Annotated in this window: 24 protein-coding genes and 1 tRNA gene; 16 read left to right on the forward strand and 9 right to left on the reverse strand. The window is 50.5% G+C overall.

Annotation, left to right across the window (positions count from 1 at the left end):
* Positions 1 to 38 precede the first annotated feature (38 nt).
* The 4 genes from ICA20_RS04635 to ICA20_RS04650 all read right to left on the reverse strand — a co-directional run bounded on the left by ICA20_RS04635 (position 39) and on the right by ICA20_RS04650 (position 3,149).
* A complete protein-coding gene (locus tag ICA20_RS04635) occupies positions 39 to 755 on the reverse strand; it encodes a DUF554 domain-containing protein (protein WP_038633463.1) in 717 nt (238 codons plus the stop codon).
* A 14-nt stretch (positions 756 to 769) separates the two neighbouring features.
* Positions 770 to 1,348 (reverse strand): UbiX family flavin prenyltransferase, encoded by a 579-nt coding sequence (locus tag ICA20_RS04640; protein ID WP_038633460.1) that lies wholly within the window; start codon positions 1,346 to 1,348, stop codon positions 770 to 772.
* A gap of 11 nt (positions 1,349 to 1,359) precedes the next feature.
* On the reverse strand, positions 1,360 to 2,853 hold the full coding sequence (locus ICA20_RS04645) for a UbiD family decarboxylase (RefSeq protein WP_038633458.1): 1,494 nt from the start codon (positions 2,851 to 2,853) through the stop codon (positions 1,360 to 1,362).
* A 161-nt stretch (positions 2,854 to 3,014) separates the two neighbouring features.
* On the reverse strand, positions 3,015 to 3,149 hold the full coding sequence (locus ICA20_RS04650) for a hypothetical protein (protein WP_255366011.1): 135 nt from the start codon (positions 3,147 to 3,149) through the stop codon (positions 3,015 to 3,017).
* Here ICA20_RS04650 and ICA20_RS04655 point away from each other — a divergent pair.
* The 3 genes from ICA20_RS04655 (at position 3,106) to ICA20_RS04665 (ending at position 4,942) form a co-directional block, all read left to right on the forward strand.
* Entirely contained in the window at positions 3,106 to 3,966 is an 861-nt protein-coding gene (locus ICA20_RS04655) for a LysR family transcriptional regulator (protein ID WP_239509324.1), read from the forward strand. The genes ICA20_RS04650 and ICA20_RS04655 overlap by 44 nt on opposite strands.
* 88 nt (positions 3,967 to 4,054) lie before the next feature.
* The gene (gene actS, locus ICA20_RS04660) at positions 4,055 to 4,789 is read left to right on the forward strand and encodes an amidase activator ActS (protein WP_038642856.1); all 735 of its coding nucleotides are present in this window, start codon (positions 4,055 to 4,057) and stop codon (positions 4,787 to 4,789) included.
* Positions 4,790 to 4,868: 79 nt separating this feature from the next.
* Positions 4,869 to 4,942, forward strand: a tRNA-Gly gene (locus ICA20_RS04665).
* Positions 4,943 to 5,443: 501 nt separating this feature from the next.
* Here ICA20_RS04665 and ICA20_RS04670 read toward each other — a convergent pair.
* From ICA20_RS04670 to ICA20_RS04680, 3 genes are read right to left on the reverse strand one after another with little or no spacing between them, the layout of a single operon-like run.
* On the reverse strand, positions 5,444 to 5,719 hold the full coding sequence (locus ICA20_RS04670; protein ID WP_038633455.1) for a hypothetical protein: 276 nt from the start codon (positions 5,717 to 5,719) through the stop codon (positions 5,444 to 5,446).
* A complete protein-coding gene (locus tag ICA20_RS04675; protein WP_038633452.1) occupies positions 5,703 to 6,848 on the reverse strand; it encodes a PAAR domain-containing protein in 1,146 nt (381 codons plus the stop codon). The genes ICA20_RS04670 and ICA20_RS04675 overlap by 17 nt, the downstream gene beginning before the upstream one ends.
* Before the next feature lie 11 nt (positions 6,849 to 6,859).
* Positions 6,860 to 7,351, reverse strand: a complete 492-nt coding sequence (locus tag ICA20_RS04680) for a PAAR domain-containing protein (protein WP_051594479.1) — start codon at positions 7,349 to 7,351, stop codon at positions 6,860 to 6,862.
* 164 nt (positions 7,352 to 7,515) lie between these two features.
* Here ICA20_RS04680 and ICA20_RS04685 point away from each other — a divergent pair, with 164 nt between their 5' ends.
* On the forward strand, positions 7,516 to 7,746 hold the full coding sequence (locus tag ICA20_RS04685) for a hypothetical protein (protein WP_230592254.1): 231 nt from the start codon (positions 7,516 to 7,518) through the stop codon (positions 7,744 to 7,746).
* A 1,111-nt stretch (positions 7,747 to 8,857) separates the two neighbouring features.
* On the opposite strand, the gene ICA20_RS04690 is transcribed toward ICA20_RS04685, so the two are convergent.
* Positions 8,858 to 9,787, reverse strand: coding sequence for a LysR family transcriptional regulator (locus ICA20_RS04690; protein ID WP_038633449.1), 930 nt, complete (start codon positions 9,785 to 9,787; stop codon positions 8,858 to 8,860).
* 154 nt (positions 9,788 to 9,941) lie between these two features.
* Between ICA20_RS04690 and ICA20_RS04695 the strand changes: the two genes are divergently transcribed.
* The 12 genes from ICA20_RS04695 to ICA20_RS04750 all read left to right on the forward strand — a co-directional run bounded on the left by ICA20_RS04695 (position 9,942) and on the right by ICA20_RS04750 (position 23,225).
* Positions 9,942 to 11,030 carry a 4-oxalomesaconate tautomerase gene (locus tag ICA20_RS04695; protein WP_038633446.1) on the forward strand — a complete coding sequence of 363 codons (1,089 nt, stop codon included), beginning with the start codon at positions 9,942 to 9,944 and terminating at the stop codon, positions 11,028 to 11,030.
* Between the two features lie 72 nt (positions 11,031 to 11,102).
* A complete protein-coding gene (locus ICA20_RS04700; RefSeq protein ID WP_038633444.1) occupies positions 11,103 to 12,347 on the forward strand; it encodes an MFS transporter in 1,245 nt (414 codons plus the stop codon).
* A gap of 71 nt (positions 12,348 to 12,418) precedes the next feature.
* Complete coding sequence (locus ICA20_RS04705; protein ID WP_038633441.1) at positions 12,419 to 13,282, forward strand: fumarylacetoacetate hydrolase family protein; 864 nt, start codon at positions 12,419 to 12,421, stop codon at positions 13,280 to 13,282.
* Between the two features lie 18 nt (positions 13,283 to 13,300).
* Complete coding sequence (gene citC, locus ICA20_RS04710) at positions 13,301 to 14,368, forward strand: [citrate (pro-3S)-lyase] ligase (RefSeq protein ID WP_038633438.1); 1,068 nt, start codon at positions 13,301 to 13,303, stop codon at positions 14,366 to 14,368.
* 24 nt (positions 14,369 to 14,392) lie between these two features.
* Positions 14,393 to 14,683 (forward strand): citrate lyase acyl carrier protein, encoded by a 291-nt coding sequence (gene citD, locus ICA20_RS04715; RefSeq protein ID WP_038633433.1) that lies wholly within the window; start codon positions 14,393 to 14,395, stop codon positions 14,681 to 14,683.
* Positions 14,683 to 15,558: a citrate (pro-3S)-lyase subunit beta gene (gene citE, locus ICA20_RS04720; RefSeq protein WP_038633430.1), complete on the forward strand. Its 876-nt coding sequence runs from the start codon at positions 14,683 to 14,685 to the stop codon at positions 15,556 to 15,558. The genes citD and citE overlap by 1 nt, the downstream gene beginning before the upstream one ends.
* A 28-nt stretch (positions 15,559 to 15,586) precedes the next feature.
* Positions 15,587 to 17,107, forward strand: coding sequence for a citrate lyase subunit alpha (gene citF, locus ICA20_RS04725; RefSeq protein WP_038633427.1), 1,521 nt, complete (start codon positions 15,587 to 15,589; stop codon positions 17,105 to 17,107).
* Positions 17,108 to 17,112: 5 nt separating this feature from the next.
* Positions 17,113 to 17,652 carry a citrate lyase holo-[acyl-carrier protein] synthase gene (citX, locus tag ICA20_RS04730; RefSeq protein ID WP_038633424.1) on the forward strand — a complete coding sequence of 180 codons (540 nt, stop codon included), beginning with the start codon at positions 17,113 to 17,115 and terminating at the stop codon, positions 17,650 to 17,652.
* Positions 17,627 to 18,502 carry a triphosphoribosyl-dephospho-CoA synthase CitG gene (citG, locus tag ICA20_RS04735; protein ID WP_038633421.1) on the forward strand — a complete coding sequence of 292 codons (876 nt, stop codon included), beginning with the start codon at positions 17,627 to 17,629 and terminating at the stop codon, positions 18,500 to 18,502. Before citX ends, citG begins: the two co-directional genes overlap by 26 nt.
* A gap of 27 nt (positions 18,503 to 18,529) precedes the next feature.
* Positions 18,530 to 19,078, forward strand: coding sequence for an alpha/beta hydrolase (locus ICA20_RS04740; protein WP_038633418.1), 549 nt, complete (start codon positions 18,530 to 18,532; stop codon positions 19,076 to 19,078).
* 17 nt (positions 19,079 to 19,095) lie between these two features.
* On the forward strand, positions 19,096 to 21,690 hold the full coding sequence (gene acnB, locus ICA20_RS04745) for a bifunctional aconitate hydratase 2/2-methylisocitrate dehydratase (RefSeq protein WP_038633415.1): 2,595 nt from the start codon (positions 19,096 to 19,098) through the stop codon (positions 21,688 to 21,690).
* A gap of 95 nt (positions 21,691 to 21,785) precedes the next feature.
* Entirely contained in the window at positions 21,786 to 23,225 is a 1,440-nt protein-coding gene (locus ICA20_RS04750; RefSeq protein ID WP_038633412.1) for an anion permease, read from the forward strand.
* A 183-nt stretch (positions 23,226 to 23,408) separates the two neighbouring features.
* Here ICA20_RS04750 and ICA20_RS04755 read toward each other — a convergent pair whose 3' ends face one another.
* Complete coding sequence (locus ICA20_RS04755; protein ID WP_038633410.1) at positions 23,409 to 23,945, reverse strand: GNAT family N-acetyltransferase; 537 nt, start codon at positions 23,943 to 23,945, stop codon at positions 23,409 to 23,411.
* Positions 23,946 to 24,385 lie beyond the last annotated feature (440 nt).

Consider the following 24,385-nt stretch of genomic DNA (forward strand, 5'->3'; position numbering starts at 1 on the left):
TAAAAAATGACCCGACACAAACCCGCCGGGTCATGCACTCAGGCCACTAGGGTAGCCCATAAATGGGACAAAGGCATTACCAAAACAAGCCCTGGCAACATGTTGGCGACCGGGAAAAGTTTAATGTTACAGATACGCAAACCGGTGGCCACCATCAGCAGTCCGCCAGCACAAGAGAAATCCGCCATCATGTCAGGAGTGATCATCGGCAGGATAATCACTGCCAGCATCGCCAGCGCTACCTGAATAATGATTTGTGGGATGGCGATGGTCATAACCGCGTAGCCGAGAAGTGTGGCAAAAATCCCTGCGGTAAACAGATCGAGGATCGTTTTGATGTACAGAATTGATGGGTCGCCGCTCATCCCTTCGGTCATCGCCCCGAAAATCCCGGTGCCACTGGCGCAAAACAGTACCAGGATGGCGACAAATTTCTCTGTGAACTCTTCGTGACCCAGGCCATTAACTGGCGGCAGAACTTTGTTGATTAAACCGCGCGTGGAGCCAGCGGCTTTACCAATTCCTTTTTCCAGATGCAGCAATTCACCGAGAATGGCGCCGATCACCATTGCCAGCACCACTGCTGGCATATATTTCACTTTTAGTACCAGCGTGATGCCCAGACCAACGGAGCAAAGCCCGAAAGTCATCGGCAGCGCCGTTTTCACACGCTCAGGGAGCTTACCGCCCGCCATTGCGCCAACTAGCCCGCCAAGAATGACGGCGGAACCATTTACATATGGGCCGATTAACATTGAGAAATGTCCTGTTAAGTAAAATTTAGCTCGCCTTCACCCCAGCGGGGGATATTGTTGACCTCAAGGTCGAACAGATCGAGCGCACGATTAACGCTATGGGTGATGATGTCGTCCGCCGTTTGCGGACGTTGATACAGCGCCGGAACCGGCGGAAAGATGATCCCGCCCATTTCAGTTACTGCGGCCATATTGCGAATATGGCCGAGGTTCAGCGGCGTTTCTCTGGCCAGCAGCACCAGACGACGACGCTCTTTCAGCACCACGTCCGCCGCACGGGTCAGCAGGTTGTCCGTCAGGCAGTGGGCGATTGCGCCCAAAGAGCGCATGGAACATGGTGCGATCAGCATCCCCAGTGTTTTAAATGAACCGCTGGAGATAGCCGCCCCCAGATCCGCGATGGGATGTACCACGTCAGCCATCGCTGTCACATCGTCCAGGCGGTAATCTGTCTCCAGTTCGCAGGTTTTTTCTGCTCCTTTTGAGACCACCAGATGGACTTCAACGGGGTGTTGGCGAAGCAACTCCAGCGCCTTAACGCCGTACTGAAACCCGGAGGCCCCACTGATCCCAATGATGATGCGTGCTGTCATGGTGGTCTCCTTTACTCGAAATCCGGCAGGAAGCGCTTCACGTCCACATCTTTAAATTTGGAACGCTGGAAGTTGTGCTTCAGGTGGAATGGCACCGTACAGTCGAAAATGGTTTTGCAGGACATTCCCTGTTGCAGGATGCTCGGGCTGTATTCCGGCACCTGTGACGGATCGAGCGGGTGGCAACGAACGCCAGGGATCGTAATGGTGTCGACATCCCCCTGGTAGCGGGTTTGCATGGCCCAGAGAACGTCGTCGCTATCGAAAATATCTACATCCTCATCCACCAGGATGACGTGCTTGAGTTCCGGGAATGCAGAGAAAGCCAGTAGAGCAGCCTGGCGCTGCCGACCTTCATCTGTCGGAGAAGATTTTTTAAACTGCAGAACCGCCAGAAGTTTGCCACCGCCCGCCGAGTGGGCGAAAACATTGAGTAGTTTGCCCGGCATGGCGCGTTCTACCATATCCAGAATGCTGGCTTCAGTCGGAATACCGGCCATATTGACATGTTCTTCGCCAGGTCCGACGGTGGTGCGCCAGATGGGGTTAATGCGGTGAGTAACGGCTTTCACTTTGATCACCGGAATAGCCTCTTTCGCTTCGCCGGTATAACCCGGAAACTCAGGCATTGCGCGCCCGGTATGGGTATTCTGATCTTCGCGTACGCGTGCGTTTGGCAGCAGTTCGCCTTCAATGACGATCTCCGCATGAGCGATAGCTTTTTCGTTAATGGTTTTACACTGCACCATCTCAACGGCTTTGCCGCGCAGCGCGCCCGCAATGCTCAATTCGTTGAAGCCCAGTGGGGTGGTTGGCGGCTCAAAACAGGCGGCAATTTCAATCGCCGGATCCACGCCGATGCTGATTGAAATCGGTAGCGGCTGACCTGCGGCTTCTGCTTTCATGCGGAAAGCATCAATATGGCGACCAGGGGTCAGCCACATGGACAGTTCGTCGCGGCTCTGTACACACAAGCGGTGAATGGTGATATCGGATTCGTGAGTTTCCGGGTCTGAGGCGTAGCACAGGCCCATGGTAATATAGGGACCAGCGTCTTCTTCTGTATTGGTCGGAGCGGGTAATAGTTTGCGCAGATCGAAATCGGCATCGCTCGCCAGATGCACCACTTCCTGACATTCCGCCGCACCCTGAGTCATGACCGGCGCTATGGCGTTTTCCACAGAATCTTTCAGCAGATGCCCTAGTTTTGCTGGTTCGCACTGCAGAAAATGGCTGACGCGCTGGCGCGAACCGTTGAGGCCAATTGCCACGCTGATATCGTGAAATCCTTTGATTTTATTAAATACCATCACCGGCCCGTTCTTGCGGGTCGGGCGCTGGCAGGTTCCGCCCGCACCCACATAACGATACACCCCAGAGAGTTCCGCGTGCGGGTCGACTTCGGTATCGGTTTCAACGTACTCGCCGGGAAGTGTTTTCAGTAGTTGGAGCGCAGAGCGTAAATCATGCACCGTTGAGGGAGATTTGTTATCAGTATTTGCCATGGGATGGTTCCTTCGGAAAAGATGTTTCGTTGTCTGCACAATATTTTCCGTGGCGCTTTTACACAAATACCGTTTACCGGATAGTTAGTAGATCAAAAAAGTTTATTTTAATGACCTGTTAAATAATGATTAATTAACATGAGATGTAGCGGGCTGGCTTTTTATTTTTTTGGGTAAGTGTGATACTGGCGATACGTTAAACCACGGGTGATGATGATGGATTTAAAGCGCTTACGGTATTTTTGTCGGGTGGTGGAACAAGGGTCGGTAAGCCAGGCGGCGAAATCGTTGAACATGGCGCAACCCCCCCTCAGCAAGCGGATTCAGGAGCTGGAAGAAGAACTTCAGGTCTCGCTCTTTGTTCGCCGTGGAAATCGTATTGAACCCACGGAGGCCGGTTTTTTTCTCTATCGCAAAGGATGTGAAATATTACGTCAGGTGGAGGATACCGCCAGGGAAACGACAGATATTGCACAAAAAAACAGAGCCGAATTAAGAATAGGTTTAACTCATCTCTACCAGAACTATTTTAAAGCACTGTTGATGGAAGTTTACCGACGTAATCCGGATACGGCGATCAATATTTCTGTTACCGACTCCAGCCATCTTGAGACATTATTAACGGAAGGAGGAATCGATATTGCTTTAATACAGCGTCCCTATCGCAGTGAAGGCTTTGATTATGTGTCGTTTGATCCGATTAAGCTGGTGGCGGTAATTAATAAAAAATGCCTGCCGGACCCTCCTGCAAACCCCTATAACTACACTGCGCTGGCGGAGATGCCGTTGGTGCTGTTGCATCGGGCAAAGGATTCAGGGACTTACGAGATGCTGATGGATTTGTTTCGTAAATCCGGAGTAAGCGCAAAAGTGATCATGCATATTACGCAACCGGGGGTCATTCTCGACTGGCTGGAGTCCGGCCTTGAGGCTGCGACGTTATTACCGTCTTCGGAAGTCGATGCTGATAAACTTAGCCAATGTTACGTGGTAGACGTTTTTCCTTCGCCACAAATATTTTATCCTGCGCTGGTGAAATTACCCTCTATGCCTTATCTACCCGCGTTAATGGATATTATCGCACAGGGATATCCGTTTAACCCTACCGATTGAAGCGTAGCGATTGGGGATCGTCCGGCTGGCTGGTATGATAATGACCTCTGATTTCGAGGTAAACGTTGTGTTGAGTGCAGAATGGCTGATGAATAAACGTTTTTATATCACGATAATGTTGGTGAGCAGCCTGATCCTGGCAGGGTGTTCCAGTTCATCTGATTCCGGTTCCACGTATACTGTGAAGCGCGGTGATACGCTGTACGCCATTTCACGCTCTACTGGCACCAGCGTTCGGGATCTCGCCCGTCTGAACAACATTTCCCCCCCTTATACCATTGAGGTGGGGCAAAAGCTGAAGCTTAACGGTGATGCGAAAACCAGTACAACAGCGCGTAAAGCAACCGCGAAATCCTCGAGCAAATCTTCTACCAAAACGGCTGCCGTCAGACCGTCTTCTTCTGTACCTCAGTCGTCCTGGCCGCCGGTAGGACAACGCTGCTGGCAGTGGCCTGCCAGCGGTAAGGTGATCCTGCCTTATTCCACGGCGGACGGCGGTAATAAGGGCATTGATATTTCTGCTGCGCGCGGTACGCCGATTTATGCGGCCGGAGCCGGGAAAGTGGTCTATGTCGGCAATCAACTGCGGGGCTATGGCAACCTCATCATGATTAAGCACAGTGAGGATTACATCACTGCCTATGCGCATAATGACACCATGCTGGTGAACAACGGTCAAAACGTGAAAGCCGGGCAGAAGATCGCCACGATGGGCAGCACGGATGCGACGACGGTGCGTCTGCATTTCCAGATCCGTTATCGCGCAACGGCTATCGATCCGCTGCGTTATTTACCGCCGCAGGGCAGTAAGCCAAAATGCTGACGGTGAATTAATCGCCAGTCAGTCGGTTCGTCCCTTGCCAAGAAGAGCGTAAGGTTTATAATCCCTTACGCACTTCAATGCGGGCGTAGTTCAGTGGTAGAACGAGAGCTTCCCAAGCTCTATACGAGGGTTCGATTCCCTTCGCCCGCTCCAGATTTCTCCCTTTGTGGCAAAGCTTCGATAAAATTCGTTTTTCTTTCAATAAGTTATTTAACATAAGTTGTCGTGATCGTTCTACCATTGAACGGCAAACTATCACTACAAGGTACACTTTTAGTTGTCACGGATAGTTACTATGGAAGTGAGAGAATAACTATTCGGCGGCGGCAGTTTCAACCTCACACCGCGATAGTACAACGTGAAGGAAAAGCCTGATCCGGGCATTGTCTCTTACACCAGACTGCTCATACGCATTTCAAGCCCGATGTGCGGCTCTCAGAGTAACGTACCTACAAACGACATGTAGGCTCTATCAGCGTTTCAGCCACGCTCCCGCAAGGGTACACGGTTATCCTGATAAGGTGTGATCTCTCTGACAATCTAATGTTGTCGCCTAACGGCTCCGCTTGTTGCTGTATCACCAACGGGGTTTTATGGCTTCTATTGCCTAAATCGGGGGAAGGAGAAAGGCTGGTGGGTTCCAGCCTTTGGCGGTCATCTCACCTTTTTAAAGATCAGTAAGATGAGAGGCACGCAGATCGCAAAGCCAAAAAGGGCGACAGTAAAAACGCCATCAGTGGCTTGCATGATCGAGTCTATAGAAGCTTGGTACTCTTTTAATTGGATTGGGCCAGAAAACCGCATACTTTCACTCTCGCTGAATGCGGAAAAAGAGAAGGTAGATAGCACCAGTGCGATAAAGTAGCATAGCGATACAATGACAATCCCCCCCCATCGGAAAATGATTTTAGTTCTATTCGTCATCGCCATAAGATCCCCCTAATACGCCACCTACAGTGCCGCCGGAATACGGAGACAATGAATCACCAGTGGCCGCACCTTCCGCAGCAACATGCTGAACTACCCCGCCGGGAGTTTCCTGGAATGGTTGTAAGTTACCTGAATTAGGGTACTGCTCTTTGAATACTCCTGTCATCTCAACGACAAGCATTGAGGACATGTCTCCAACCTTCGCGATGAGAAATCTTTGCAGCGATACCGGAACGGTGAAATCTTCCTCGGCTTCAATAGGTAGTTGGGTCGTCGTAGATGTGTAACCATGCTCAAATACCGTAGAGCCAGCAAACTTAATCCCCGCAACTGAATGTGTGGTGCAGTTGCTGCCAGTAACGTCATACTCATCAATGGTATGGCCTCTCCCCCTTGTTGTCTCTGGCATTTTTGATGTTTGTATAGCTGGCTTACTGCGGTTCCATAGGTCTTTGAAGAACGCTCTTGTCTTCACCGGGTCAGCATCGTCTATGCGGAAAACGCGAGCACCCATCTCATAGAGTTCAGAACGATAGTAAACCCTTGCATCTTCATCTAGTAGGAAGTTAAGAACACCATCTCCCGTAAAGCCTCCACGATTGGTTCTGCCATAGCGACCATACGTGTAGAGATAGACATTGTTATTCTCGTGCACCGAAACGAAAGCGTGACCTGCGTTTTTGGTTTCAGTCCAGATGTAAACGCCGTTCAATAACGGGTTATCTTCGGGTTTGCAGGTGTCAGCAAAGTTCGCTACCTGGGCGTGCTGTTCTGGCTCTTGTACTGGGTCAGAGACGGCTTTCGTTGCCACTGGTGCAGATGTTGCTTTCACTGGTACCTGATAAGGGCCATGCCGCATAAAAGTATGGGTGGCGATGAAAAATGACTTACACGGACAGGTAGAGCGGCTGTAGAGCGTACTGGCGGCTAACTGCCCATGAATATACTCTCCAGGGTATCCACCTGCCACGCTATAAATGCCAGGGTGTTTACCGCAGGATACCTGGCAACCTACTGTTGCCTGTCTGTTTAGATTAGGGCCAATCTGCTTCCCTTTCGGGTGTCCTGTCAGTACCGAGCCCCCGCATGTTGTTTTATCACCTTTCACAACCCAAAAGCCTATAGACATTTTTGGACTCCTTATTTTTTAGAGTGCCGCTGGAGCGAAAAATCGGCTGGCATTACGGGGCTGTTGTCTAACTGGCACAGGAGAGCATAATCTTGTGGGGTACTGATGATCATATCACCGTTATCAAGCTGACTTCCCACCAGTGCATAAGAAACGCCGTTGCCGTTTGTATTGACAGACCCTGACCCGTTGATGATTTTTGCGCGTGTTCCGTCAGGATAAGCAACGTAATCCCCAACCATTGCCCGATTAACCTCGCCCCCGTCTTCAAGAGTAAATGAGTCGTTGGCGCTGGCGTTCTCAATCTTCCCACCGTTTTGGGTGAGTGCTCCAGTAGTGGCAAAACGCCAAATCGCCAGTAAAGAGCAGTCTTTCATTTCTTCAACATGAGATTTGAAAATCTGGCGTTGTTGGTCGTCTGCATTTGCCAGTTGCTCTGCACTGAATGGATTCATGAATGATGTGAGCACAGACGGAGTAAGTTCGTTGGTGTACTGTTTCATAAATCCCTCTACTTGTTATGGAAATAATCACGATGGTCATCTTACAAGCAATGGCTACATGCGCAACAAGTATTAGACTTAAGCGAAACTTACGTTTCGTAACATAAGGTTACCCGGTAAAGTGGTGAGCGTTAATCTTCAACAAATCTCAGACAGGGGATGTTATGACAGGTGTATTGGCAAGCACGGCGGCTGCGGTAGGGATTCTTGATAAAGCGGTGAGTATCACTCAGATGCCGGCGAATAACAGCTATGAACTGGACAAAGCAACGCTCAAACTTGAGTTGGCTAATCTGATGGTTGAACTTGCTAATGCCAAAATCGATGTGATAACTACCCAGACTTTGCTTTTCGACGCTGAACAAAAAACAAGCAGCTTGAAGAACAGTTGGTAGATAAATCAATGTTCGTATTTAAGCCGCCGTTGTACTGGAAAGAAGGTGATGAAACTCCTTTCTGTCCGAGATGCTACGAAGGGGACAATAAGAAGTATCACCTGCGCTCTGTCGTTCATGACGGTGTACCAGGATACGGGATTAAGCCGACCAATAATTGGTCATGTATGCACTGCAAGTTTTCCCAAAAAAAGAGTAGTTAAAAACCTACCTTGTTTATCTGGTTAGGATTATTTCGGGCTGTGATTACGGTCACGTAGAAGAGATGAGCGGGGGAAAGGGAATGTTTACCAAGGCAAGGGGGATGCTCTTCGCCATTGCTTGAGCTATTAAGTGCAAATTTTAAGGCACTCCCAATTTTTACCCCGGCAATCCCCAAATATCAAGGGGCTGGTGGAGGATGTACGGTAGGGCATCGAGGAGTAGCGGGGGCGCTGTTGGCCCCGTAACAGATGAGGGGGGCTACCTTTGCGGCTTGTTAGGCAGTGGCTTTTTCGGTCTTGATACGCTGTACAGTGCTGGTGGGCACGTTGAACTCCTTCGCTATGGTTCGGATATGCAACGGGGTTAGCGGTTCGTGTCGGTAATGTTTGGAGTGGGGGCGTAATGTGGCTTGCTTATGCAATCCTGCGATGGCATGTTGTATGCGCCTTTCCTCCGTATCCGGGGAGTACTGTTCTTTCAGGGGCTTTCACTCGATCAGCATGTGATTTCGGAAATGTTTTGCTGCTGTCAGATCCTGTGGCCTGTAGATTTACGGTACAGTCGTTTCCCATCCGAAGATGTGGCGTATGTACACCGGAATGAAGATCTGGAACAACCAAACGCCGTCAGCAGTAGGATATAAATAAGATTGGTCCTTGATAGACATGAGATTTTTCCTCTACAACCTCCGTCATCAACTACCAGTTTTGAGATCTTTCAAGGCTGTTAAGGGGTTCTGTTCGATTCCCTTCGCCACTCCAAAGTCACTTCCCTTGATGTTTCCCTCTGCTCTGCCTGATTTCCACCTGCGACAATTCTTTTTTTACTGAAAATCAATGCGTTGACTTCCTCTGCAGATGCTGTGGGAGAGTTCTCATCGGTCATACACTCGTTGCCCAACGGTGGGTTACAGCTGAGTAAACTTGTTGATCCAGGGGCTGCTATTTTCGCCTGACCACAGATGTAATATCAGCTGGCGGAATTTTTCCGCCGCAGGACTAAGGGTTGTTTCACTGCGTTTTACAAGGCCAAGCGTACGGCGTATGACGGGTTCTATCAGTGGACGACTAACAAGGACGTGATGTTCATCGGCCGGCATCGCCAGACTGGGAACGACAGACACACCGAGACCCGCTTCTACCATCCCTAGTGACGTCGAAAGATGCCGCACTTCATAAAACCAGTTAGGTTTCCAGGCCATTTTCTCGAAAGCCTGATCGATCAGCGATCGGTTTCCGCTGGAGCGTCTTACCCCAATCAGCTTCATACCGGCCAGATCGTCCCATGTTACCAGCGATTTATTTGCCAGCTCATTGTCGCGTCGGCATGCCAGAACGAAGGGTTCGTTCACCAGCGGCGCAAAATCGATATTTGGATGTGTGACGTTTATCATATTTATACCGAAATCTGCGTCGCCATTTAATACTGCTTCCAGGCAATCGCTGGCGCTGTGCTCCAGTATGCGGATTCGGATGTTTGGGTAGTCATTGTTGTAATCTCGTATCACTGAAGGCAGAAAATAGAACGCGGCAGTAGGGATACAGGAAACCGTAATAACACCTGCCTGATGTGTCGCCATCTCTTTAATACTGAGGATGGAACTTTCATAAAAATCTATTAAATTCTTAGCTTTAGGTAAAAATTCTCTTCCTACTGTCGTGAGCTTAACGCTGCGCGTAGAGCGTTCAAACAGCGTGGTTCCCAGGCTATCTTCCAGTTTCTGAATTCTGCGTGTTAAAGCAGGTTGTGAAATGTGAAAAAATTGGGATGCTTTCGTAAAGCATCCGATTTCTGCAATTTTTACAAACGCTTGTATCCCCTGTAGTTCATGCGGCATAGCTGTATCCCATTCTCGCTTTTATATAACCACCATAACGCACGGGCTATTAATGTGCAAAACGTATTAATCATGCTTTTTTTGGCATTAGAGTTATCAACCGGAGTGTGAAAACCTTATAGCGTTCCTGACAAAAGCGAAGTGAGATAAACATATGTTAAAGATCCCTTGCGTATTAATGCGTGGCGGTACGTCAAAAGGGCCGGTGATTCTGGCCAGCGACCTGCCTGCGGAAACAGAAGCGCGTGACGCAGTTTTACTCAGTTTGATGGGGGCAGGCCATGAACTCGAAATTGACGGTATTGGCGGTGGAAGTCCGCAAACCAGTAAGGTAGCGATAGTCAGCACTTCAGAAAGTCCTGACGCGGATGTGGATTACCTGTTTGCACAGGTGATGGTGAATGAACGTCGTGTCGATACCACGCCTAACTGCGGCAATATGCTCTGTGCGGTCGGTCCCTTTGCTATTGAAAAGGGGCTGGTGAAGGCGCAAAGCCCGGTAACGACGGTGCGGATCCGCAATCTCAATACCGGAACGCTGGTCGATGCAGAAGTGCAAACGCCTGATTATCGGGTGGTGTACGAAGGCGATACCCAGATTGATGGAGTCCCGGGGACCGCCGCGCCCATAGGCTTAACTTTCCTGAACTCTGCAGGTTCTAAAACGGGGAAATTGTTGCCGACGGACAGTGCGACAAACGTCTTCGACGGTATTGAAGTCACCTGTATAGATATGGCGATGCCGATGGTATTGATTGACGCTTCAGCTTTGGGGAAAACAGGAGGGGAATCTCCTGCAGAATTAGATGGCGATAAGGCATTTAAAGAAAAGCTGGAAAGTCTGCGTCGTCAGGCTGGCGCTGCTATGGGCTTAGGGGATGTGACAAACAAGGTGATCCCTAAACCGGTTCTTCTCAGCCCGGCGCGTAACGGCGGAACGATTCAGGTACGGTATTTCATGCCGCACACATGCCATAAATCACTGGCGATTACCGGATCGATTGGTATTTCGACCGCAACGCTGATTGAAGGCTCCGTCGCGGCAAAAATTGTCGCCGATCGTCCAAAGGGGCTATTCACTAATATCATCGATATTGAACACCCAAGTGGAAAAATATCCGTGTCCTTATTGAAGGAAGGTAACAATATCGAAAAAACCCGTGCCGCTGTGATACGTACTTCACGCAAGTTATTTGAGGGTGCCGTATGTGTACCGGAAAAAATGCTCACTGAAGTTGCGTAAATAAACTTTAAATAAAAAACATCTGCCTTAAAAAATTACACTCTGTACCTTAACAATAATACCGAGGTTATTATGGCGTTAACTCATGCTAACAATACCCTGAAAGCTTCAGATTCTGTAAAAGCCGGAGCGCATATTCGCGTGATTCTGGCCCTGGCATTATCCGGGCTTGCAGAGCTTGCTTCTCTGTTTTTTATTCAGCCACTGCTTCCGACGCTTGCTGTGGAATATAATGTTCCTGTCAGCCAGGTGAGTATTATATTATCAGCTGAAACGGCGTTGCTGGCTATTGGATTGCTGTTTACCGGGACATTATCCGATCATTATGGCAGAAAACGGTTAATTGTTTTCTCCCTCCTGTTAGGCGGTATTCTTACGCTGCTCTGTCCGCTGATGGAATCCTGGGCGATGCTGGTGGCGCTACGTGCGGTAATTGGTCTGGCGCTGAGTGGTATCGCTGCGGCGGCCACTGCCTACATCAGTGAAGAAGTCGCCCCGGTGGCGGCAGGTATCGTAACGGGATATTTTGTCTTCGGTAACTCCATGGGCGGCATGTCCGGTCGTATTGTTGCCAGCCAACTTATTGATCACGTTTCAATAAATGCCATATTTTACGGTTTTGCGGCCAGCTTGATTGTGGTTGCCATTCTGGTGAAGTTTTTACTGCCTGAATCTAAAAACTTCACCCCAACGCAAAACCTTAACATTACGCGTATGGTGAAAGGGGCTGCATCGCATTTCAAAAACAAAAATCTGGCGCTGGCTTTTGTTATCAGCTTCATTATTTTCGGCGCATTTACCTCGCTTTATAACTATCTGGCCTTCTTCCTGAAAGGCGAGCCGTTCCATATTTCACCGGCAAACGCAGGTCTGCTCTCCTTTAGCTTCGCCCTGAGTTTCTTTACGGCTCCGCAGGCTGGTCGTTTAAGTGCGAAATATGGCGCGATGAAAGTATTGCGTGTGCTTTTCCTAATCATGGCCTTAGGCATGCTGCTGACGCTGACGTCGAATGTCATCACCTTTATTGTTGGCGCGGTGATTTTTACCGGCTGTTTCTTCGGCTGTCACTCTATTGGTTTGAGCTGGGTAAGTAAAAATGCAACGCATGCAAGAGGCCAGGCCGTTGCACTCTATTTATTCTTTTACTACATGGGCGGTTCGGTGATTGGTTTTATCAACGGTTTTGTTTTCCATTCACTGGGCTGGATGGGGATGACCGGGTTGATTCTGGTATTGCTTGGCATTGGCGTTGTCGTGGCAACGTATCTGGCATCCGGTCCAAAACCGGTACTGGTGCCCGCCCAGTCCGCAGAATAAAAAGTTTGGCAATTTGTTCACGCCTCAGGGCGTAAACAAAAAACAGGTATGTATATCAATCGGGTGTCATCATGAAATTAGCAAGTTATATTCATCAGGGCCGTAAAAGCTACGGGATTTATACAGAATTCGGCGTTATCGATTTGGGTAATAAAATCGGCCATCAATATGCGACGTTGAAAGACCTTCTTCAATGGGATGCTGTTGACGTCGCAAGGCAATACAACGATTGCCCTGTGGATATTACGCTTGAAGATATTACCTTTTTGCCCGTTATCGAAGAGCCTGGAAAGATTTTCTGCGTTGGGATGAATTACGCTGAAAAAAGAAAAGAGTTTGCCGAGACGAATAATGCCCCGACGCTGTTTATCCGTTTTCCTGATTCACAAACCGGTCATGCCCAACCTGTGCTTAAACCTGAGTTGTCGAGAGAATTCGATTATGAGGGCGAGCTGGCTGTCATCATTGGTAAACCGGGCACCCGAATTGATGTAAATAATGCGCTCAATCATGTCGCGGGATACAGCTGCTATATGGATGGCTCCGTTCGTGACTGGCAGCACGCGTGGTTTACCGCCGGTAAAAACTGGAAGCAAACCGGCGCTTTTGGCCCCTATATGACTACAGCGGATGAGATACCCGATCCTCATGCGTTGACCATCCATACCTGGCTGAATGGCATGCTGGTTCAGAACGACTCCACTGGTAGCATGATCCACAAAGTGGCAGATCTTATCGCCTATATCAGCACATTCACCTCCCTCAGCGCCGGTGACGTCATTATTACGGGTTCGCCTGGCGGCGTCGGTAAAAAACGCAATCCTCCGTTATTTATGCACGATGGCGATCGGGTTGAAGTTGAAATCGAAAATATTGGTCGTCTGATTAATACCATTGTGGAAGCCCAACCGCAGCAAGAAGCGTTGCTTGTTTAGACGGTCAGGAGAGAGACGATGTACACCGCCAGAACGCCAGAATTTGAGGTTATAAAAGCCGGTAATGCTCAGGCCAGAGAGGAGGTTGCCCGCTTCCTGGCACGCAACGGTTTAGGCATTGATGACGATATCTCGCAATTTATTGTTGCACTCTACCAGCGTCAGATTATTGCCTGCACCGGTATTGCGGGTAACACCTTAAAATGCATCGCAGTGGATTCCGGGTGGCGTGGCTCGTCGTTAATCCTGACGTTAATTCATGAGGCCGAACTTCTGGCGGCACAAAACGGCGAACATCAGCTCTTTCTTTTTACCTGTCCGGATAATGTGAAGTCGTTTCGCGGATGCGGATTCTATCCGCTTGTCACCGTCAATAACTGTGCGGCATTAATGGAGAATACGCCGGTTGGTATTCATCGTTACTGCAGCCAGTTGCGTAGCCACCATTTCGTGCCGGGGAAAAATATTGGCGCGATCGTGATGAACGCGAATCCATTCACGCTGGGCCATCAATATCTTATTGAGCATGCGGCAAGCCAGTGCGACTGGCTCCATGTTTTCGTGGTTCAGGAAGATGTCTCCGCTTTTTCGTTTAAAGAACGGTTTGCGATGGTCAGGGACGGATCGCGGCATCTGAAAAATGTCACTGTTCATCCGGGGTCTGCCTATATTATTTCGCGCGGGACCTTCCCAGGCTATTTCCTGAAAGATAAGCAGGTGATAGATAAAGTCTACGCGGCAATTGATCTTATGCTGTTCAGAAATTACATCGCACCTGCGCTGAATATCACTCATCGTTTTGTGGGGACGGAGCCATTCTGTCAGTTAACCGCAGAATATAACCGGGCGATGCATCACTGGCTGGAAAATGCAACGAGCACCGCGGCCTGTATTCACGTACACGAAATAGAACGAAGAACGGATGGTAATGATGTGCCGGTCTCTGCTTCAGCCGTTCGTCGTTTACTAAAAGCAAACCAAATTGCTGCCGCCAGTCGTATGGTGCCTGCCACCACGCGCGCGTTTCTGAATAACGGGGGACAGCATCAGCCTCGTTTATCCGAATCGTTGTCGGCAGCGGTTTAACCGCATTATCACAGGAAAACTGATATGAAAATTGTACAAGCCGCGATGGCGGGAACGCTGGAGTCCAGTGACCTTATGGTGAAGGTCAGTCCCGTCGAGAGCGGGCTGGATGTGGTCATTCACAGCGAAGTGTATAAGCAGTTCGGCGACCGAATTACCGAAGTTGTGAATGAAACCCTGGCTGCGTTCAACATCGAGCAAGGGCAGATCATTATTGATGATAAAGGCGCGCTGGATTGCGTGATCCGTGCCCGTATACAGGCTGCTCTGCTCAGAGGTTCGGCTCGGGAAGATATTGCATGGGAAAAGTTATAATGAAAAAGTTACGTCGCAGTATGTTATTTATTCCGGGTTCAAGTGCCGCCATGCTTTCTACGGCATATATTTATAAACCGGACTCCATTATGTTTGATCTGGAAGATGCCGTAGCGCTAAAAGAAAAAGACAGCGCCCGCCTTCTGGTATTTCATGCCCTGCAAAACCCGATGTACAAAGATATTGAAACCGTTGTCAGAATTAATCCGCTGAATACACCTTTTGGATTAAAAGATCTGGAAGCCGCCGTCAGGGCGGGCGTTGATGTTATTCGTTTACCGAAAACCGACTCTCCGGAAGATATCCACCAGCTTGAACGCGAAATTGTTCGCATTGAAGAAAATTGCGGGCGCCCTGTCGGCTCAACGAAATTAATGGCAGCGATCGAATCTGCCGTTGGCGTTATTAATGCAGTCGCCATTGCGAAATCGTCTGACCGTTTAATGGGGATTGCGCTGGCCGCCTTTGACTATGTGATGGATATGCAAACTGAGCGAGGCGACGGGACAGAGCTGTTTTACGCCCGCTGTGCCGTATTACATGCCGCGCGCGGGGCGGGTATTGACGCTTTCGATGTGGTGTACGCCGATGTGAATGATGAAGCCGGTTTCCTGAAGGAAGTGGATCTGATTCGACGGATGGGCTTCAACGGAAAATCGCTGATTAATCCGCGACAAATTGAAATTCTGCATAACGCCTACGCGCCAACCCAGGAAGAGGTGGATTACGCACAGCGCGTGATTGCAGCTGCAGAGGAAGGGGAACGCAACGGACTCGGGGTGATTTCGCTGAACGGCAAAATGATTGATGCGCCGATTATCAACCATGCCCGCGTGGTTATCGAACGCAAAAATGCTTCCGGCATTCGTCAGTAATCCCCCATTACAAGCGACAGGATGAATAATGAAAAACCTAACTGAAACTCTGCACCACATTCCAGACTCCCGTCGTGAGTACGTCGCATTCAGCGGCGCGAACGCGACGACGCCTTATCTTGCTGATCATCAGCAAAAGTACCAGCGCAAACTTTTTGCCAGTGTGGACGATGTTCTGGCCCGCTGCGATCTGCATGACGGTATGACCGTCTCCTTTCATCACGCCTTCCGCGAAGGGGATAAGGTCATCAATTACGTGATGGATAAGCTGGCTCAGCGCGGCCTGAAAGGGATCACGCTCGCGTCCAGCTCGTTAATGTCATGCAATACCCCGCTTATTGAACACATTCGTAATGGCGTGATCGGCAAAATCTATACCTCCGGGATGCGTGGTGATCTGGCGGATGCAATTTCGCACGGTCTGATGGACGAGCCGGTACAAATCCATTCCCACGGTGGGCGGGTGAATTTGATTCAGAAGGGCGAAATTGCCATTGACGTCGCGTTTCTGGCGGTTTCCTGCTGCGATGAATATGGCAATGCCAGCGGCAACGGCGGCAAATCGCAGTGCGGCTCCCTCGGTTACGCCATGGTCGATGCAAAATATGCCAAAAAAGTGGTGTTGCTCACCGAAACCCTGAAGCCTTTCCCCAACTTGCCAGCCAGTATCGTTCAGGATCAGGTTGACTATATTGTGCAGATTGAGAGCGTCGGCGACCCGGCAAAAATCAGCGTAGGCGCCGCCAGGGTCACCAGTAATCCACGTGAGCTGATGATCGCCCGTTCTGCCGCCGACGTGATCGAACACTCAGGTTATTTCCGCAACGGATTTTCCATTCAGACCGGCTCAGGTGCGGCGTCAACGGCGTGTACGCGTTTTATGGAAACCCGGATGCGCAAGCACAATATTGTTGCCCGGTTCGCATTGGGCGGAATCACCGGCAGCATTGTCGATCTGCATCAGAAAGGGTTAATTGAAAAGATCCTCGATACGCAAAGCTTTGACGGTGCGGCGGCAGCCTCCATGGCGGTCAATCCCGACCATGTGGAAATCTCCACTAACGTCTATGCGAACCCGGCCGCAAAAGCCGCCTGCTGCGACAGGGTGGATGTGGTCATCCTCAGCGCACTGGAAGTAGACACCCAGTTTAACGTCAATGTCCTGACCGGCTCCGACGGCGTAATGCGCGGCGCGTCGGGTGGACACTGCGACGTCGCGGCTGCGGCAAATCTCACTATTGTCGTTGCCCCGCTGATCCGCAGCCGCATTCCTACCGTCGTCAGGCAGGTCACTACGCTGGTAACGCCGGGTGAAAGTATTGACGTTCTGGTTACCGACCACGGTATTGCCGTTAACCCGGCGCGCCCGGAAATCCGCGAGCGTCTGATCAACGCCGGATTGCCCGTCGTCGACATCGAAGCCTTGTATCAACAGGCACTGCTGATCTCGGGCAAACCTAAGGCGGTTGAATTTACTGACCGCATTGTCGGTGTGGTGCGCTACCGCGACGGCAGTGTGATTGATGTGGTTCGCCAGGTGAAGGAGTAAGTCCCATGACGGATAAAGCCTCGAATGCAAATGTTTCTCTGGAACAGGTTCTGGCTTCCCGGGAGCAACGAGCCCGTCGGCAACAGGCGTGGCTGTTTCAGTCGGATCATACCGTGGTTTCCGTCACCCTGGTCTGGCCGGGCGAGGTGAAGGACACCGCGCTGGCCAGACGCGTGATGGCCGTTGCGAATCAGGCTCTCGGAGAGCTGTTCCACACGCATCAGTGGAAGGTCTGTCGGCATCAGGCGTTGCACCCGGTCACCGGGCCGGAAGCGCTCTGGTCGGTCGCGGCCCCCGCGTGGATGATTAAACACGTCACGGCGCATCTGGAAGATAACCATCCTTTGGGACGTCTGTGGGATATCGACGTGTTTTGTCCGAAAAAGGGGCTGCTGAAAAGAAATGCCATCCAGCAGCCGATGCGTAGATGCTTTATCTGTCATGAACCTGCTCATGTTTGTTCCCGTTCGCGACGTCATTCGCAGGCCGAGCTAACGCGCGTGATCGAGGAGTTAACCGATGACTACTTCGCTTGCCAGATTTAACGAACCAGACGTGCAGCGCTCCTTTGCTGAGCTGGCTGTCGAGGCCCTGTACCGGGAAATTAATTTAACCCCGAAACCGGGTCTGGTGGATCGCGTAAACAGCGGGGCGCATAGCGATATGAATTTCGCACTGTTCATAACCAGTATCGCGGCGATTGCCCCCTGGCTGTCACTCTTTTTCAACACAGGCAGAGAGACTGCTTATTTTGCTGGTCCACAAACGCTGCGGGCGCTAAGGCCGACTGGCCTGGCCTGTGAACAGGCGATGTTTACCACCACCGGCGGGGTGAACACTCATAAAGGGGGGATCTTCTCGCTGGGGCTGCTGTGTGCTGCGGCGGGTCGTCTTACCCAAAGGCATGACGCGCTCACGCAACGCAGCCTGTGCCATGAGACCAGCCTTATCTGTACCGGCATTGTCGAGCAGGAATTGAAAAATAGCGGTATCGCAAAAACGAAGGGAGAGCAGCAGTTTCAGGCATACGGGTTCACCGGGGCAAGAGGGGAAGCCGCCAGTGGTTTCATCACTGTACGCCAGTCAGGTCTTCCGCATCTGCAAACCGCGTTACGTCAGGGAGAATCCGAAGAGGTGGCGTTACTGAGGATGTTGCTGGGCCTGATGGCGGCAAATCCGGATACCAATCTGGTTTCTCGGGGAGGAACCGCAGGGCTGAATTACGCCAGACGTTACGCCAGACGATTATTAAAAATACAGCGTCTCACGGCGGATAAATTAGTCAAGGCGTTATTCAGAATGGACGCGGAATTTATCAAACGGAATTTAAGCCCTGGCGGTAGCGCAGATCTTATCGCCGTTGGATGGTTATTGTCGCAATTTCCAGCCGAATAATCGCGAATAGCGTAACAGGAAAACGTCATGATTGAACAACGCCTGCAGCAGCTCAGAAACGTTTATACCCTTATTCTGGTGCCGGGTCTGAGAGACAGCGATGAATATCACTGGCAAAGCTGCTGGGGGCGACGTTTTCCTTTCTGGAGGCGGATTCAGCAAAAAAACTGGCTAGAACCTGATATTGAAAACTGGGTTTCCGCCATTACTCGCGAGCTGGCGCTTTCTCCGCTGCCCGCCATTCTCGTCGGCCATAGTTTTGGCGCGCTGGCGTCGTGCAGGTTACTGCAAACGCGCCGGGTAAACGTCGCCGGGGTCGTTATGGTCGCACCGGCAGAACCCGCGTTTTTCGGCCTTGAAGAGGCCATTCAACCCGCGTCTTTACCCGTTCCTTGCCTGATGTTTGCCAGCAGAAATGATCCCCTGATGCCTTTTTCGCGCGCGCAATTCTGGGCGGCTTGCTGGGAGGGGCATTTAATCGATATCGGGGAGGCGGGACATATTAATGCCGAGTCTGGCTTTGGCGAATGGCCGTACGGACTCGAACGCTTAACAGAATTTTGTGAACAACTTTAGCTTTAACAGGAGAACCTATGTTAGATGATTATAATCAGCACCAGCATGCGCGTGCTGAATCGGGTATTCCGGCGAAACCCTTAACAGCGCAACAAACTGATGCACTGATTCAGCGTTTAATCAATGATGCACCCGCACATCATCCGGAATTAATTCATTTATTGACCCATAGCGTACCACCGGGTGTCGATCCTGCGGCAAAGTTAAAAGCCGAGTTTTTATTTAAGGTGGCGTTGCAGGAATACCGTGTTGACGGGCTTACTCCCGAAGCAGCAACGGCGCTGCTGGGCACCATGCAGGGCGGCTATAACGTCCAGCCATTGATCGAGCTTCTTGAGCATCCCGATCTGGCACCGCTGGCCGCGCAGCAGCTTTCTTCTACGATCCTGATCTTCGAAAAATTCAGCCTGGTTGAGGCCAAAGCACTGAGCGGTAACGTCCAGGCACAAGAGGTGCTTCAGTCCTGGGCAGATGCCGAATGGTTTACCCGCCGTCCGGCCATGGCTGAAAAAATCACCCTGAAGGTGTTTAAGGTTCCCGGTGAGACCAATACCGACGATTTGTCTCCTGCGCCGGAGGCGTGGTCACGCCCGGATATTCCGCTGCACGCGCTCTCCATGCTCAGTAACGTCAGGGAAGGGGTTGTGCCTGATGAACCCGGCGTGCGTGGTCCTGTCCGTCAGTTGGCAGCGCTAAAAGAGGGCGGCTGGCCGCTGGTGTACGTGGGGGACGTCGTGGGGACCGGATCATCACGTAAATCCGCTACCAACTCCATCCTGTGGCACATCGGGAACGATATTCCGTACGTGCCGAATAAACGTAACGGCGGGGTTGTATTTGGCGGCAAGATTGCCCCTATTTTCTTCAACACCCTGGAAGATTCCGGTGCCTTGCCGGTAGAGATGGATGTCTCTGCGCTGACGACCGGGATGCTGATCGATCTTTACCCCTACAAGGGCGAAATTCGTGAAACAGAAAGCCAGCGGCTGGTGACAACCTTTACCCTGAAAACCGAGGTGCTACTGGACGAAGTGCGCGCCGGCGGGCGTATCCCGCTGATTATCGGACGCAGCCTGACGGCGAAAGCGCGTGAATCGCTGAAGCTGGCGCCTTCCGAGATATTCCGCAAGCCCGCGTTAGTTGCGCCTTCCGCGAAAGGTTTTACGCTTGCACAAAAAATGGTGGGTAAAGCCTGCGGCGTCGCGGGGATCCGACCTGGACAGTATTGCGAGCCGAAGATAGCGACCGTGGGTTCTCAGGACACCACCGGCGGGATGACGCGTGACGAGCTAACCGACCTCGCATGTCTCACGTTTTCAGCCGATCTGGTGATGCAGTCTTTCTGCCACACCTCTGCATATCCTAAGCCAGTAGATGTTCAACTCCATGAAACCCTGCCGCAGTTTATCACCAGCCGTAACGGGGTTGCGCTGAAACCGGGCGACGGCATTATCCACTCATGGCTTAACCGCATGTTGCTGCCGGACACGGTTGGTACAGGCGCTGACTCCCATACTCGCTTCCCGCTGGGGATCTCCTTCCCTGGTGGTTCCGGGCTGGTGGCGTTCGCTGCCGCGACGGGCATTATGCCGCTGGATATGCCTGAATCAGTACTGGTGCGCTTTAAGGGCGAGATGCAGAAAGGGATCACCCTGCGCGATCTGGTGCATGCCATTCCGCTGTATGCCAAAAAGCAGGGGCTGTTAACGGTCGAGAAAAAGAATAAGCGCAATATTTTCTCGGGCCGGATCCTCGAAATTGAAGGGCTGGAAATGTTGAGTGCAGAGCAGGCGTTTGAACTGGCTGATGCCTCTGCCGAGCGCTCCGCTGCGGCCTGCGTTATGCGTCTGGCGGAAGACAATGTCGCGCAATATTTGCGCTCCAATGCGGCCCTGCTGCGCTGGATGGTTAAGCAGGGTTATGAGAACGCCGCTACGCTTGAACGCCGTATTGCTGAGATGGAGGCATGGCTGGCTAGCCCGTCGCTGCTGTCTGCCGATCCTGACGCGGAATATGCTGCTGTCATTGATATTGATCTTAATGAAATCACCGAACCGGTAGTCTGTGCCCCGAACGATCCGGACGATGCCCGGTTACTTACTGAGGTTGCCAGCACGCCCATTGAAGAGGTCTTCATTGGTTCCTGCATGACAAACATTGGTCATTTCCGCGCTGCGGGTAAAATCATGGCCGGTGGCAGCGAAAACCAGGCGCGCTTGTGGCTGGCGCCGCCGACTAAAATGGATGCCCAACAACTCTCCCGTGAAGGCTATTTTAGTCAGTTTATTAAATCAGGGGCGAGAATCGAGCCTGCGGGCTGTTCCCTGTGCATGGGAAACCAGGCGAGGGTTCGCGAAGGGAGTAACGTGGTATCGACCTCGACGCGAAATTTCCCGAATCGTCTGGGAACGAATGCTAAAGTATTTCTTGCCTCCGCAGAATTAAGCACCGTCGCGGCCATGTTGGGTAAAATGCCCACCGTTGAAGAATATTTTAGCTATACCGATAAGCTTTATGACGCACATGAGGATATCTATCGCTATCTCAGTTTTGATACCTTAAGTGAATATCAAATCACGGAAGGCGATAATATCAAGGTTGTGAATCTGTAATATTTATCATTTGTTTAATAAATGTATTTAGTGTGTGGAGGCTCCTCTGCGGAGCGGCCTCTGCTATTCAGGGACCCTTTTCTCATGGGTGAGATATGCTTAAATCGAATATTTTAAAAACAATCTTGCTTGCCGTGATAATATTATTATCAATATTTATTCCTCCGCCTGATGGATTAACTAAAGAGGCGTGGATACTGGCAGGAATATATTTATCCGCTATCGTTGGGCTGGTTATTAAACCCTATCCTGAACCCGTCATTATGCTGGTTGCGGTTGCGTTAACCTGTTTTACCGTGACAAAATTTCCGGATTCACCCGTCAAATCACTGGATGTGCTGAGCGGGTACGCGTCAGGCACCACCTGGCTGGTGTTTAGTGCCTTTACGCTGAGTGCGGCATTTGTCACTACAGGCCTCGGGAAACGGCTTGCATACTGGTTTATCCTTAAATTTGGCAGTACGACGCTGAGACTGGGGTATGTTACCGCCTTGCTGGATTTGGTGTTGGCGCCTGCGACGCCCTCAAATACCGCGCGGGCAGGTGGGGTGGTTTTCCCTATTATTAACAGCATCGCGACAGTATTGGGCTCAACGCCAAAAGAGTCACCCAGCAAAGCTGGCCGTTATTTAATGGTCAACGTCTATATGGTCACGAAAACGACCAGCTATATGTTTTTAACGGGCTTTGCCGGTAACGCGTTAGCGCTACAGCTCATTTCAGATATCTTTCATATTCATATTAGCTGGATCGGCTGGATGCTGGCGGCAGCACCGTTGGGGTTATTGATGCTGTGTATCATTCCCTATATCTGCTACCGGGTTGCTTCCCCGGAAATTAAAAAAATTGATAATGTCGCTATTGCGACCAACGGACTTCAAAGTCTTGGGGCAATGAGCCTCAAAGAGAAAGGGCTGGTGGTCATTTTTGTCGCTGCATTATTGGGCTGGATCTTCTCACGTAAACTTGGACTCAATGAATCTGCGGTCGCCATTATCGCAATGGGAGCGGCACTGCTGTTTAATATTATTGGCTGGAGTGATGTCCAGAAAAATAAAGGTGGCTGGAATACCCTGATGTGGTACGGGGGCATCATTGGTCTGAGCGCAACCCTGAGCAAGGAGGGATTTTTTCGCTGGCTGGCCGATTTCATGTCAGCACATCTGGATTTTCTCAGTGCCGGGAATATGACTATTGTGATTATTGTGTTTCTCAGCGTGCTGGTGCGCTATTTCTTTGCTTCCGGCGGGGCATACGTCGCAGCAATGGTACCGGTCTTTGCCACTGTAGGTCTGGTCACCGGAACGGCACCTGTTTTGCTGGCGCTTGCCATCCTATTTTCCAACTCCTACGGCGGTTGCATCACTCACTATGGTGGCGCGGCGGGGCCGATTATCTTTGCCGCAGGGTATAATGACATTAAGTCGTGGTGGACAATCGGTACTATCGTGGCATTGTGCACGTTTGTGCTTCACATGCTCGTCGGTATTCCCTGGTGGGGGTTCCTGATACAGCACGGTATGCTGCAGTCTTAATCGCCCGGTGGCGGCTACGCCTAATCTTGCCTGGAAAGGCTAAAACTGTAGGTCGGGTCAAGCGTAGCCGCCACCCGACCACATCACTATTGTGACGTATTCGTAAACAATAAATTACGTGGCTTGCTCTCAGCCCTTCGCCCGCTCCAGATTTCCTTTTCCTGAAGTCATCCCTTAGAAAAGTTAAATAGCAGCATCGACATCCGCTGGTAGTGTACTGTTCCCTTCCCCCAGAGCGCGTTGCAGCAAAACAGTATCCAGCCAGCGACCATGCTTGAAGCCAACGTTTTTCAGCGTGCCTATTTCTGTAAATCCGACCTGCTGATGAACTTTTAACGATCCCTGATTATTGCTGTCGCCGACCATGGCAATTAATTGTCGATAGCCGTGCGTTTCGGCCCAGTCAATAACATGGCGCAGTAACGCACTTCCCGCCCCTTGACGCTGTGCCGCCGGGTCAATGTAAATCGAATCTTCGAGGGTATAGCGGTAAGCGTAGCGTTCACGATAACGAGTGAGATAACAATATCCGATGACCTTGTCTTCCTGCAGGGCGACAACCCACGGCAGCCCCAGACTATGAATTTTTTCCAGACGAGCCAGCATTTCGTGGGTATCCGGTGGGGTGGTTTCAAAGCTGCCAGTACCGTGAATAACGTGGTGTGCATAGATATCGCGTATGGCGGGGATGTGTTTTTCTTCTGCATTAACGATTTTCATTAGACCAGCTCCCATTGGCGTCTTTTTTCAGATTACCTGAAAGTCTGAAGGGAAGGTAAGCGCAAAAAGTTATGCTTCAATCAGCTGTTCATAATGAAATTAGGCTTGTTAATTGTAAGGGTAATGAATTGATTATGGCTGATGCTGACGATAGCAAGTCAGGGTGATAAATAAAAATATTAAATAGGAAAACTGATAATTTCCCACACCGACATTGGCGGATGGGAAAATACTAACGTTCAATCATAAATTAATAAAGTACTTTAATATCATAATATTATCACTGTACCTAATTATTATTGCGGCTGTACCCTTAATTTTATTTCATCAACACTGCCTGCAACCTAAAAATACGTTATAGTGCTTATCTTGTTATCTGAGTACCTGTTATCAGAACTTTCTCTATCCATACCAAATAGTTACCATGCAAACAGTTACAG

Origin of the sequence: Citrobacter sp. C5_2, from assembly GCF_014596845.2 — a bacterium.
GTDB classification, from domain to species: domain Bacteria; phylum Pseudomonadota; class Gammaproteobacteria; order Enterobacterales; family Enterobacteriaceae; genus Citrobacter; species Citrobacter werkmanii.